Origin of the sequence: Spirillospora sp. NPDC029432 (assembly GCF_040703975.1) — a bacterium.
Lineage (GTDB): Bacteria > Actinomycetota > Actinomycetes > Streptosporangiales > Streptosporangiaceae > Spirillospora.
The window spans coordinates 1-12,227 of record NZ_JBEZWH010000049.1; the positions used below are offsets into that span (position 1 = coordinate 1).

Consider the following 12,227-nt stretch of genomic DNA (forward strand, 5'->3'; position numbering starts at 1 on the left):
ACCCCGACCCGCTGCTGCTGGCCGACCGGTGCGCGGCGGGCGACCTGGTCGGCGCCGTCGAGTGCGCCGAGCGGATCGTCGGCCTCGGCCCCGGCCTGACGCCCAGCGGCGACGACATCCTGGCGGGCCTGCTGGTCACGCTGCGCCTGGTCGGCGGCGCCCGCGACCCCGGCGGCCGGGCCGTGTGGCTGGCCGGCTGGCTGGGCGCCGCCGTCACCGCCGACGCGGGCACCCGTACCACGGCGCTCGCGGCGACGCTGCTGCACTGCGCCGCGTCCGGCGCGGCGGGCGCCGAGGTGGCCGCCGTGCTGCGCGCGGTGGCGGGCCACGAGCCGGCCGCGCCCGCCGTGCGCCGCCTGCTCGCGGCGGGCCACACCTCCGGCGCCGACCTGGCCGCCGGCGTCCAGGCCGGCTGCCGCGCCGCCCTGGCGCTGAGCGCCGGCGGCACCCGCAGGGTCTCGGCATGACACCGCACGCCTGGGGGGCCGCCGGCAGGCGCCCCGGAGGCGATCGGACGGCATCGTGAAGGCCTTCGTCGAGGTGCGGCGGGGCGCCTACCACGACTCGGTCACGCTGATGCGGGTCAGCCGGCGGGTGGGCGAGCTGGACGGGGTCGCGGGGGCGATGGCGGCGATGGCGACCGGCCTCAACCTGGAGATGCTCGGCCGGATGGGGTTCGAGGTGCCGGAGGGGGCGGGGCCCGCGGACCTGGTCGTCGCGATCCGGGCCGAGGAGGGCCCGCTCGCCGCGGCGCGGGCGGCGCTGGACGAGCTGCTGCGCGAGTCGCGTACGGACACGGGCGCGTCGGGTCTGGACTCGGCGGCGCCCGCGCGGACGACGGGGGCTGCGGCGCGGCGCGCGGGCGGTATCGGCCCGGACGCGGGGATCGCGCTGGTGTCGGTGCCGGGGCCGCACGTGTTCCCGGAGGCGATGGACGCGCTGGAGGCCGGGCTGAACGTGATGGTGTTCAGCGACAACGTGCCGCTGGAGCAGGAGATCGCGCTCAAGGAGGCGGCGGCCCGGCTGGGGCTGATCGTGATGGGGCCCGACTGCGGCACGGCGATGGTCGGCGGGGCCGGGCTCGGCTTCGCGAACGCGGTGCGGCCAGGGCCGGTGGGGCTGGTGGCGGCGTCGGGCACCGGCGCGCAGCAGGTGGCGTGCCTGCTGGACGCGGCCGGGGCGGGCGTGAGCCACGTGCTCGGCGTCGGCGGCCGGGACCTGTCGCTGGAGGTCAGCGGGCGGTCGGCGCTGGCCGCGCTGGCGGCGCTGGACGCCGATCCGGCCACCGAGCTGATCATGGTGGTGTCCAAGCCGCCGGCGCCGCAGGTGGCCGATCTGATCCGGGAGGCGGCGCGGCGGCTCGACACGCCGGTGGAGTTCGCGTTCGTGGGGCCCGACGACGATCTGACGCGGGCGGCCGAGCGGGCCCTGCGGCGGCTGGGCCGCACGCCGCCGGACTGGGCGGCGGGATACGCGGGGCACGCGCCGCTGCCGGGTCCGGGCACCGTGCGCGGGTTCTTCGCGGGCGGGACGCTGCGCGCCGAGGCCGCCGCCGTCCTGCGGGCCGAACTCGGCGGCGACCTCGCCGCGGCCGGCCACTCCCTGGTCGACTACGGCGACGACGCGTACACCCGGGGGCGGGCGCACCCGATGATCGACCCGACGCTGCGGCTGGCGGCGATCGAGGAGCGGGCGGGAAAGCCGGATCCCGGGGTGCTGCTGATCGACGTGGTCCTCGGGTACGGGGCCGACCCCGATCCCGGCGGCCCGCTGTCCGCGCTGCTGCGCGAGGTGCTGGACGCCAACGCGAACCTGCGCGCGGTCGTCTCCCTGTGCGGCACGCGCCGGGACCCGCAGGGATTCGACCGGCACATGGCCGCGCTGCTGGACGCCGGCGCGTCGGTCTTCCTGTCGAACGCGCAGGCCGCCCGGTTCGCGGCGCAGCTGGCGAAGGGGCCCCATGAGTGAGAACCGGCCGCGGCTGAACGGCCTGCTGACCCGGGAACCGGCCGTCGTGGCGGCCGGGGCGGGCGTGCTGGCCGACGCGCTCGACGAGCAGGCCGTCCCGGTGGAGCGCGTCGACTGGCGCCCGCCGCCGGAGGACATGGCGGACGTCCTGGCCGCGGTGATGGGCCGTCCCGGGTACGCGGCGGCCAACGAGCGGGCCGTCGGCCGGATGCTGGCCGCGCGGCCCCATCTGGTGGACGTGCGCCCCGCCGCCGAGGTCCTCGGGCTGGAACGCGGCACCTTCCTGCACGCGGGCCCGCCCCTGGACTGGGAACGGGCGTCCGGCCCCATGCGCGGCGCGCTGGTCGGCGCGATGCTGCTGGAGGGCCTGGCGGACTCGCCGGAGAAGGCGGAGCGCGCGCTGGCGAAGGGCGCGGCCGTCCTGGAGCCGTGCCACCACCACGCCGCGGTCGGGCCGATGGCGGGCGTGGTGAGCCCGTCGATGTGGATGCTCGTCGTGGAGGACGCCGAGCACGGCGGCACCGCGTACTGCTCGCTGAACGAGGGCCTCGGCAAGGTCCTGCGGTACGGCGCGTACGGCCCCGAGGTCATCGACCGGCTGCGCTGGATGGGCGAGGCGCTCGGCCCGGTGCTGCGGTCGGCGGTGCGGCGGCACGGCCCGCTGGACCTGCTGTCGATCATGGCGCAGGCGCTCCAGATGGGCGACGAGCTGCACAACCGCAACCGGGCGGCGACGTCGCTGCTGCTGCGCGAGCTGGCGGCCGACATCGCCGAGGCGGACGCGCCCCGCGCGCGGGCGGCCGAGGCGCTGCGGTTCGCGGCCGGCAACGACCACTTCTTCCTCAACTTCGCGATGGCGGCGGCCAAGGCGTCCGCCGACGCGGCGCGCGGCGTGCCCGGGTCGAGCCTGGTCGTGGCGATGGCCCGCAACGGCACCGACTTCGGCGTGCGGCTGTCGGGGACGGGCGACCGCTGGTTCACCGGCCCGGCCGGCGTCCCCGACGGGCTCTACCTCGGCGGCTACGGCCCCGCCGACGCCAACCCCGACATCGGCGACTCGACCATCACCGAGACGGCCGGGGTGGGCGGCTTCGCGCTGGCGGCCGCGCCGGCGATCGTCCGGTTCGTCGGCGGCGAGGTGCCCGACGCGCTGGACGCGACCCGGCGGATGTACGAGATCGCGCTGGCCGAGCATCCGGTGCTGCAGATCCCGCTGCTGTCGTTCCGCGGCACCCCGGCCGGGATCGACGCGGCGAAGGTGGTGCGCACCGGGATCCTGCCGGTGATCGACACCGGGATCGCGGGCCGCGAGGCGGGCACCGGCCAGGTCGGGGCCGGGCTGGTGTCGCCGCCGCCGGAGGTGTTCCGGGACGCGCTGCGGGCGCTGGCCGAAACGGCGTGACGGCGGCCCGGCGCCGGGTACGTTCGACCGCATGACCGAGTCGATCACCGGGGCCCAGTACGAGATCGCCGCGGGGCCGTACCGCGCCGTCGTCACCGAGCAGGGCGCCGGCCTGCGCGAGCTCACCCGCCGGGGCCTGCACCTGATCCTGCCGCACGGCGCCGACGAGCCGGTCCCGGCGGCGATGGGGCGGCTGCTGATCCCGTGGCCCAACCGGATCGACGGCGGCCGGTACGCCTACGACGGCCGCATCCATCAGCTCGACCTGTCCGAGCCGGGCAACGGCTGCGCGATCCACGGGCTGGTGCGGTCGGCGCCCTGGACGGCCGTGGAGCACGGGCCGTCCCGGGTGCGGCTGGCGCACCGGCTGCTCGGCGGCGCCGGCTACCCGTACCGGCTCGACCTGGCCGCCGACTACTCGCTGGACGCCGAGACCGGCCTGACCGTGCGGCTGTCGGCGGTGAACGCGGGCTCGCGGACGGCGCCGTACGGGCACGGCGCGCACCCGTACCTCACCGTCGGCGAGCCGCTCGACGCCTGCACCGTGACGGTCACCGCCGACCGGTACCAGCCGGTCGACGACCGCATGATCCCGGAGGGGCCGCCGCTGGACGTCGCGGGCACGCCGTACGACCTGCGCGACGGCCGCCGGCTGGACGGCCACGCGATCGACAACGCGTTCACCGGGCTGCGCCGCGACGGCGACGGGCGCGCGTGGGTGCGGCTGAGCGGCGGCGGGCGGACCACGTCGCTGTGGGCGGACGGCGCGCATCCGTGGCTGGAGGTCTACACCGCCGACCAGGTCCCGGACGACCGGCGGCGGCACGGGCTGGGCGCCGAGCCGATGACGTGCCCGCCGAACGCGTTCGCCACCGGAACCGACGTGATCCATCTGGAACCGGGTGCACAGGCGGCCGGTTCTTGGGGGATCATGGCGGGGTGAATCTCAGCGTCCCCTCGTACGACGACCTGTCCGCACGGATCGCCGCGGTACGCGACGATCACGAGAAGCAGTTCCCGGGGCCGGCCGCGGGGCGGCAGCCGGTGCACACGGTGTACGTCCCCGCCGACCGGTTCTCCCGGTCCACCCCCGCCGACTTCGGCGCCGAGGCGCTGCGGCTGCTCAACACCCACACGCCGGGCGCCGGCTCGTTCGGCAGCGCGTTCGGCCTCGATCCGGAGATCGCCGGGCCGGTCCGCGAGCGGGTCGCGGCCAAGCTGGCGGGCGAGCCGGTGGAGGACGTCCGGATCGACTTCGAGGACGGCTACGGGGTGCGTCCCGACGACGAGGAGGACGCCCACGTCACCCAGGTCGTGGAGGCCGTCGGCGCCGCGTACCAGGTGAAGGGCCTCCCCCACTACTGGGGCGTCCGCGTCAAGTCGTTCGCCGACGGCGGGCACGAGCGCTCGATGCGCACCCTGGACGGCTTCCTCACCGCGCTGCGCGACCGGCTGGGCCGGCTGCCGGGCGGGTTCACCATCACCTTCCCCAAGGTCGTGTCGGCCGAGCACGTCGCGCTGTTCGTGGAGTACCTGGACCGGCTGGAGAGCTCGCTCGGGCTGCCGGGCGGCATCCTGCGGTTCGAGATCCAGGTGGAGACCCCCGAGGCGATCATCGACACCGAGGGGCGGATCGGGCTGCGGGCGATCGTGGCGGCCGCCGGGCCCCGGCTGACCGCCGCGCACTTCGGCGTGTTCGACTACACCGCCGCGATCGGGCTGCCGCCCGAGGAGCAGCGGCTCGACCATCCGGCCTGCGACTTCGCCCGGCACGCGATGCAGGTCTCGCTGGCCGGCACCGGCGTGCGGATCTCCGACGGCTCCACCAACGTCATCCCCCGCAACGACGGGCCGGACGAGGTGAACGAGGCGTGGCGGGTGCACGCCCGGCACGTCCGGCACTCGCTGCGGCACGGGATCAACCAGGGCTGGGACCTGCACCCGGCGCACCTGCCCAGCCGGTACGCCGCCGTGTACGCCTACCACCTGACCGGCGCGGACGAGGTCATCGGCCGGGTCCGGGCGTGGCACGAGCAGGCGGCCGGCAAGGAGAGCGGCGTGCTCGACGAGCCCGCCACGATCCGGGCCCTGACCGCGCGGCTCCAGCGCGCCGTCGACTGCGGCGCCCTGGACCCCTCGGTCCTGCCGACCCCGGCCGACCGCTAGCCCCGGGTGGTCAGAGCCGCAGGGCGTTGAGGGCGGTGACGAGTTCGGCCTCCTCGTAGGCGTAGTGGGCCTCCAGCCCGGCCGTCACCCGGTCGAGTTCCGCGCGTACCCGGCCGGGGTCGGCCGTCCCGATGCCCGCGAATAGCGCGGCCAGCTCGTTCTTCATGCCGGTCACGGCGGTGTGCTCGCGGCGGAGCCGGTCCAGGACGGGGGCCAGCTCGGGGTAGTGCCGCTCCAGCAGCGGGAAGCCCCGGGTCTCCTCGTTGCCGTGGTGCTCGCCGAGGACGTCGCAGAAGCCGAGGCAGCGGGCGCGCAGCTGCTCGGCCAGGTCCGGCCGCCGCGCGGTCGCGGCGCCGCCGCCGAGGTACGCCTCGGCCTCCTCGCGGAGTGAGGCGAGGTCGCGGCGCAGGGTCTCGTGGATCCGGACCAGCTCGTCCCCGATCGCGGGCCCGTCCCCGGCGGCGGCGCGGCGCAGCGACATGACCGGGATCGTGCGCGCGGTCATCCGCTGGTACTCGGCGTACGCGGGGACGAGGGCGCTCTGCTCGGCGTAGAGCCGGTCGCGCTCCTCGCCGCGCACGGCCAGCGCGACGGCGTCGTACGCCTCGACGCCGCCGCCCGCGCCGATCTCGACGGTGACGCGCGGGTGGGCCAGGACGTTGGCGTACCAGGCGGGATCGCGGTCCGAGCCGGCGTTGGATGCGAAGACGAGCAGGCGGTCGCCGCCGTCCAGGTACGTGAGCGGTGTCGTGTGCCGCCGGCCGCTGCGGCGCCCGGTCGTGGTGAGCAGGACGAGCGCCGCGCCCTCGAACGCGCCGCCGACGCGGCCGGCGTTCGCGCGGAACTCCTCGATGATCGCCCGGTTGAGGTCAGCGGGCGAGAACTCCTGCGCCATGGGGGTCCCCTTATCCTTGAGCAGGCCGAAGAAAGACTTTGCTTTGCGAGCAAAGTAACTTTAGAGACAAAGGTATTGGGGGTGCGGGCGCGTGTCAACGGACGGCGGGCTCAGCGTGGACGACGGCGTCCGGACGATGCTGCTGCTGATGCCGCGGATGGTCGGCCGGGCGAAGAAGATCAAGGTGCCCGCGGCGCTGCGGGCGTTCGACCTGGCCCCGCGCCACCTGTCGCTGCTGTCGTACCTGCTGTTCGACGGCCCCCTCGGGGTGAACGAGCTCGCCGCGCGGCTGGAGGTCGCCCCCGCCACGGTCAGCCTGATGGTCAGCGACCTGAACCGGCAGGGCATCCTCGACCGCGGCGCCGACCCCGCCGACCGGCGCCGCGCGATCGTCAGCATCGCACCCGAGCACGAACCCGCGATCGAGGAGTGGCTCGCCCAGGGCGCGGGCGCCTGGCGGACGGCCCTGGAGCCGCTCACGCCCGGGCAGCGCCGCATGGTCGTCGACACGCTGCGCGCCTACGAGGCGGCGGTCAGCGAGGGCGGCGGGTGAACGCCTCCAGGTCGGCGGGCGTGTCGATGTCGTCGGGTGCCGCCACGTCCGCGCACGGCACCGGCGTCACCAGTTCCGGATGCGCGCGCAGGAACGTCCGCGCGCCCGCGTCCCCGCGCGCCGCCTCGGCCACGGCCGCGAAGTGCTCGCGCGCGATCAGCACCGGGTTGCGCGGCCGGCCCGCGTAGGTCGCCACGGCCACGCGGGCGCCCTCGCCGTACGCCTCGACCAGCCGCCGCACCGCCTCCGGCGTGATCCGCGGCTGGTCGACCAGCGCGATCACCACGGCGGGGCAGCCGGGCGGGAGCGCCGCCAGCCCGGCGCGCAGCGACGAGCCCATGCCGGTGCGCCAGTCCGGGTTCGGGACGACCACCGCGCCGATCACCTCGACGGGGGCGGCGCCCGCCACCACCAGCACCGGCCCGCAGCCGCCGTCGCGCAGCGTCCGCACGCCGCGGTCGACGAGCCGCTCCCCGTCCAGCTCCAGCAGGGCCTTCGGCCGGCCGAGCCGGCTCCCCTCTCCGGCGGCCAGCAGCAGGCCCGCCGGGCCGTCCGCGCCTCGCAAGGTCATCCCGCGAGCGTAACCCGGTCAGCCGCCCCCGCCGTGGATGCGGCCGGCGGTGTCGGTCAGCGGCCGGCCCGACCCGCCCCAGCGCAGCTGGATCAGCTCCGCGGCGATCGACACCGCGGTCTCCTCCGGCGTGCGGGCGCCCAGGTCCAGCCCGATCGGCGAGCGCAGCCGGGACAGCTCCGCCGCCGTCAGGCCCGCCTCGCGCAGCCGCGCTATCCGGTCGTCGTGCGTGCGCCGCGAGCCCATCGCGCCCACGTACCCGGCGGGCGTCCGCAGCGCCGCCTCCAGCAGCGGCACGTCGAACTTCGGGTCGTGGGTCAGCACGCAGATCGCCGTCCGCTCGTCGACGTCGGTCCCCTCCAGGAACTTGTGCGGCCACTTCACCACGACCTCGTCGGCCTCCGGGAACCGCTTGGGCGTCGCGAACACCGGCCGGGCGTCGCACACCGTCACGTGGTAGCCGAGGAACTTGCCGACCCGCGCGACCGCCGCGGCGAAGTCGATCGCGCCGAACACCAGCAGCCGCGGCGGCGGCGCGAACGCGTGCACGAACACCGCCAGCTCGTCCAGCCGCCGCTCCCCCTCCCGGCCGTAGTGGCGCTGCCCGGTGAGCCCCTGCGCGAGCATCCCGCGCGCGTCGTCGTCGGCCGCCGCGTCCAGCCGCTCCGCGTACGGGGCGCCCGGGGCCAGCGAGCCGCTCGCCCGGTCCGGCCAGATCACCCGCCGGGCGCCGACCGTCCCCGGGCCGGACACCACCGTCGCGACCGCGACCGGCTCCCGCGCCGCGATCGACGCGGCCACCTCCGCGAACTCGGGGAACGTGGCCGGGCCGACCGGCTCGACCAGCACGTCCAGGATCCCGCCGCAGGTCAGGCCCACGGCGAACGCGTCGTCGTCGCTCACCCCGTACCGCCGCACCACCGGCCGGCCGGACTCCATCACCTCGCGCGCCAGCTCGTACACCGCGCCCTCGACGCAGCCGCCGGAGACGCTGCCCGTCACCTCGCCGGACGGCGCCACCGCCATCGCGGCTCCGGCGGGCCGGGGCGCGCTGCGGAACGTGTTGACCACGGTCGCCAGCCCGAACGTCTCCCCCGCGGCGTACCACGCCGCGATGTCGCCGAGCACGTCACGCATGGGGGTCTCCGATCAGCCGGGCGAGGTCCTCCAGGGCACCGAGGCTGTGCCCGGAGGTGAAGTCGTCGATGTACGGCAGCGCGGCGGCCATCCCGGCCGTGAGCGGCTCGTACCCGGGGCGCGCCTTGTGCGGGTTGGCCCACACGACCCGGTGCGCGAGGCGGTGCAGCCGCGCCATCTGCTCCCCGAGCAGGGCGGCGTCGCCGCGCTCCCAGCCGTCCGAGGCGATGACGACGATCGCGCCGCGCGCCAGCCCGCGCTGCCCGAACCGGTCGAGGAACTCCTTCAGCTCCTCCCCCAGCCGGGTGCCGCCGCTCCAGTCGGGGATCGCCGCCGCGGCCGCCGCCATCGCCGCGTCGGGCTCACGGTGCCGCAGCTCGCGGGTGAGGCGGGTCAGCCGCGTGCCGGCGCTGAAGACCTCGACGTTCCGGCCGCCCGAGCGCGCGGCCGCGTGGGCGAAGCGGAGCAGGGCGTCGGCGTACGGGCTCATCGACCCGCTCACGTCCACCAGCAGCACCACGCGCCGCGGCCGGGAACGGTGCGCGCGGTGCTTCAGCAGGGAGATCTCGCCGCCGCGCCGCAGCGTCTCCCGGACGGTCCTGGCGGGGTCCAGCCGCCCTCTCGGCGCGGGCGCGAACCGCCGCGACCGGCGCCGCTCCGCCGTCGCGTCCAGCACCGCGATGAGCCGCTCGACCTGCCTGCGCTCCTCGGGGCCGAGCCGCGCGACGTCCCGGTGCCGCAGCACCTCCACGCCGCTGGCGGTGACCGCCCGCACCTCCCGCTCCTCGCCCCCGCCGTCCTCCGGGACGGGCTCGGCGACCACGACGGGCGCCTGCCGGACGGCCATCACCGGCGGCCGGGGCGCGGGCCGCGGGGACGCGCCGGAGAAGTACGCGGCGAAGCAGCGGTCGTACCGCGGCAGGTCGTCGGGGTCGGCGCACAGCGTGAGCCGGCCCGCCCAGTACACGTCGGCGCGGTCGAGGACGTCGAGATGGTCGAGGGCGGCGACCATCGCCTGGACCCGCTCCGGATCGGCGGTGCCGCCGGCCGCGCGCAGCGTCCGCGCGAAGCCCACGATCGTCTCCGTGGCGTCCCGCCCCGCGGCCACCGGTCACCCCCCGTCGAGGAGGGCGGCCAGCCCGCCGGCGACCACCCGCTCCTGGTCCTCGCGGTACTTCAGCACCGTGCCGAGCGTCGCCGCCGCGACGTCCGGATCGAGCTCGCGGACGCCCAGCGCGATCAGCGCCTCCGTCCAGTCCAGGCTCTCGGCGACCCCCGGCGGCTTGAGCAGCCCGGCCGCCCGCAGCCGCTGCGCCGCGCCCGCCACCTGCCCCGCCAGCCGCCCGGCCGCCCCGGGCAGCCGGCGCCGGATGATCGCCACCTCGCGGTCGAACGCCGGATGCTCCAGCCAGTGGTACAGGCACCGCCGCTTCAGCGCGTCGTGAACCTCCCGCGTGCGGTTGGACGTCACGACGACCACCGGCGGGCGCTCCGCGCGGATGGTCCCCAGCTCCGGCACCGAGATCGTGAAGTCGCTCAGCACCTCCAGCAGGAACGCCTCGAACTCGTCGTCCGCCCGGTCGATCTCGTCCACGAGCAGCACGCTGGGCGCGGTCTCCAGCGCCTGGAGCAGGGGCCGCGCCAGCAGGAAGCGCCGGTCGTACAGCTCCCCTTCGAGCCGCGCCACATCGGTGACCCCGGCGGCCTCCGCCGCCCGCAGGTGCAGCAGCTGGCGCGGGAAGTCCCAGTCGTAGAGCGCCTGCGAGGCGTCCAACCCCTCGTAGCACTGGAGCCGGATCAGCGGCGCGCCGAGCACCGCCGCGAGGGTCTTGGCCAGCTCGGTCTTCCCGACCCCGGCCTCCCCCTCCAGGAACAGCGGCCGCCCCATCCGCAGCGCCAGGAACCCGGCCGTGGCCAGCCCCTCGTCGCACAGGTAGGCGTGCCGGTCGAGCAGCTCCGCCAGCTCCGCGGGCGACGCGATCTCCGGAGACGTCCGCACGCTCACAGGCTACTCACCGATCCGCCCGATCTCACGCCCGGAGCCGGCCGATCTCGGATCGGCGGCCCGTCAGGACGGGTCGGGGGCCTCGCCGCGCTCGGTGACCAGGGTCCTGAGCTCGTCCAGCTGGCGGGCGGCCAGGCGGCGCTCGGTGCCGTTGATGCCCATGGCGCCGAGGGACGTGCCGTCCGCCAGGTCGAGGGTCGGCCAAGGCTCGCCGACGTTCATGTTCACATCGAGGATCTCGGCCCATTCGAGGCGGCGGGTGCGGAACGCGTTGACGACCGTGACGCCGCCGTCGTCGGCGGTGACGCGGCAGCGGGCCAGCATGTGCAGGATCCAGGCCAGGAACGCGCCGAAGACGACCATGAGGATCCGGTCCGAGAGCCCGAACGGCGGCGCCACCACGATGGCGAGCACGATCATGGCGACCATGATCGTGCCCGCCGTCGCGTAGGCGACCACGCGGGTGGTGCGGGGGCGCCACACCGCGGGAAGGGCCGGTACGTCGGTCACTGGACCTCGTCAGTCGACGATCTTGGAGATCGGGAGTTCGAGGATGTCGTGGGCGCCGGCCGCCTTCAGCGCCGGGATCAGCGTGTTGACGCCGCGCTTGGCGACCACGCTCTCCACCGCGTTGCTCTCGCCGCCCGCCAGCGAGGTGACGGTGGGCGACGACATCGACGGCAGGATGTCCACGACGGCCTGCAGGTCGGCGGCGGCGACGTTCAGCTTGAGCAGGACGTTGCCGCGCGCCCGGATGGCGCCCTGGAGGAGGAGCGCGATGTCCTCCATCGCGGCGCGCTTCTCGGGGTTCTCGTACGCCTCGCGGTTGGCGACCAGCTCGGTGTAGCTGGTCAGGAGGGTGTCGAGGATGCGCAGGCCGTTCTTGCGCAGCGAGGAGCCGGTCTCGGTCAGATCGACGATCGCGTCCACGATGTCGGGGACCTTGGCCTCGGTCGCGCCGTACGACGGGACGACCGTGGCCTTCACGCCGTGCTGCTCCAGGAAGCGGCGGGTCATGGCCGGGAACTCGGTGGAGATCCGCACGCCCTCCGGCAGGTCGGAGACCTTCTGCCAGGGGGCGTCCTCGGGCACCGCCATGATGACCCGGACCGGGTTGCTGGTGGCCTTGGAGTACTTCAGCTCACCGAGCGAGACCACGTCGGCGTCGGTCTCGGTGATCCAGTCGCGGCCGGTGATGCCCAGGTCGAACAGGCCCTGTTCGAGGTAGGTCGGGATCTCCTGCGGGCGCAGCACCCGCACCCGGTCGACGCGCGGGTCGTCGATCTGGGCGCGGTAGTCGCGGTCCGAGGTCCGCCGGACGGTGAGGTCCGCGGCGTCGAACAGCGCCATCGTGGCCTTTTCCAGGGAGCCCTTGGGCAGGACGAGAGAAAGCACGGTGAAGAAGCCTTTCGTGATGGGAAGCGTACGGAGTTGCCGGAGGCGTGCTCAGGAGCTCGGATGCTCCGCGCCATGCCCGGCGTGACCGTGATGCCGCGTGCCTCGCAGGGTCAGTGCCAGGTCGAATGCGGC

At 75.7% G+C, this 12,227-nt stretch carries 13 protein-coding genes; 6 read left to right on the plus strand and 7 right to left on the minus strand.

Features of this window, described 5'->3' with window-relative positions; genetic code table 11:
- The 5 genes from AB0881_RS29675 to AB0881_RS29695 all read left to right on the plus strand — a co-directional run.
- Window positions 1-467 (plus strand): DUF2877 domain-containing protein (locus tag AB0881_RS29675; RefSeq protein WP_366622109.1); only part of this gene is annotated, 467 nt, incomplete at its 5' end.
- A gap of 55 nt (window positions 468-522) precedes the next feature.
- Window positions 523-1,968, plus strand: coding sequence for an FdrA family protein (locus AB0881_RS29680; RefSeq protein ID WP_366622111.1), 1,446 nt, complete (start codon window positions 523-525; stop codon window positions 1,966-1,968).
- Window positions 1,961-3,370 (plus strand): DUF1116 domain-containing protein, encoded by a 1,410-nt coding sequence (locus AB0881_RS29685; protein ID WP_366622113.1) that lies wholly within the window; start codon window positions 1,961-1,963, stop codon window positions 3,368-3,370. Before AB0881_RS29680 ends, AB0881_RS29685 begins: the two co-directional genes overlap by 8 nt.
- 31 nt (window positions 3,371-3,401) lie before the next feature.
- On the plus strand, window positions 3,402-4,313 hold the full coding sequence (locus AB0881_RS29690) for an aldose 1-epimerase family protein (protein WP_366622115.1): 912 nt from the start codon (window positions 3,402-3,404) through the stop codon (window positions 4,311-4,313).
- On the plus strand, window positions 4,310-5,536 hold the full coding sequence (locus AB0881_RS29695) for an aldolase (protein WP_366622117.1): 1,227 nt from the start codon (window positions 4,310-4,312) through the stop codon (window positions 5,534-5,536). The genes AB0881_RS29690 and AB0881_RS29695 overlap by 4 nt, the downstream gene beginning before the upstream one ends.
- A gap of 10 nt (window positions 5,537-5,546) precedes the next feature.
- Here AB0881_RS29695 and AB0881_RS29700 read toward each other — a convergent pair whose 3' ends face one another.
- Entirely contained in the window at window positions 5,547-6,431 is an 885-nt protein-coding gene (locus tag AB0881_RS29700) for a nitroreductase/quinone reductase family protein (protein WP_366622119.1), read from the minus strand.
- A gap of 91 nt (window positions 6,432-6,522) precedes the next feature.
- Here AB0881_RS29700 and AB0881_RS29705 point away from each other — a divergent pair, with 91 nt between their 5' ends.
- The gene (locus AB0881_RS29705) at window positions 6,523-6,984 is read left to right on the plus strand and encodes a MarR family winged helix-turn-helix transcriptional regulator (protein ID WP_366622120.1); all 462 of its coding nucleotides are present in this window, start codon (window positions 6,523-6,525) and stop codon (window positions 6,982-6,984) included.
- On the opposite strand, the gene AB0881_RS29710 is transcribed toward AB0881_RS29705, so the two are convergent.
- From AB0881_RS29710 to hisG, 6 genes are all read right to left on the minus strand, one after another.
- Window positions 6,965-7,555, minus strand: a complete 591-nt coding sequence (locus tag AB0881_RS29710) for a nucleotidyltransferase family protein (RefSeq protein ID WP_366622122.1) — start codon at window positions 7,553-7,555, stop codon at window positions 6,965-6,967. The two genes, AB0881_RS29705 and AB0881_RS29710, sit on opposite strands and share 20 nt — an antisense overlap.
- A gap of 18 nt (window positions 7,556-7,573) precedes the next feature.
- Entirely contained in the window at window positions 7,574-8,692 is a 1,119-nt protein-coding gene (locus tag AB0881_RS29715; RefSeq protein WP_366622124.1) for an XdhC family protein, read from the minus strand.
- Window positions 8,685-9,800, minus strand: a complete 1,116-nt coding sequence (locus AB0881_RS29720) for a VWA domain-containing protein (RefSeq protein WP_366622125.1) — start codon at window positions 9,798-9,800, stop codon at window positions 8,685-8,687. The genes AB0881_RS29715 and AB0881_RS29720 overlap by 8 nt, the downstream gene beginning before the upstream one ends.
- Window positions 9,801-9,803: 3 nt before the next feature.
- A complete protein-coding gene (locus tag AB0881_RS29725; RefSeq protein ID WP_366622127.1) occupies window positions 9,804-10,691 on the minus strand; it encodes a MoxR family ATPase in 888 nt (295 codons plus the stop codon).
- Window positions 10,692-10,760: 69 nt separating this feature from the next.
- Complete coding sequence (locus tag AB0881_RS29730) at window positions 10,761-11,207, minus strand: PH domain-containing protein (RefSeq protein WP_366622129.1); 447 nt, start codon at window positions 11,205-11,207, stop codon at window positions 10,761-10,763.
- 9 nt (window positions 11,208-11,216) lie between these two features.
- Window positions 11,217-12,092, minus strand: coding sequence for an ATP phosphoribosyltransferase (gene hisG, locus AB0881_RS29735; RefSeq protein ID WP_366622130.1), 876 nt, complete (start codon window positions 12,090-12,092; stop codon window positions 11,217-11,219).
- Window positions 12,093-12,227 lie beyond the last annotated feature (135 nt).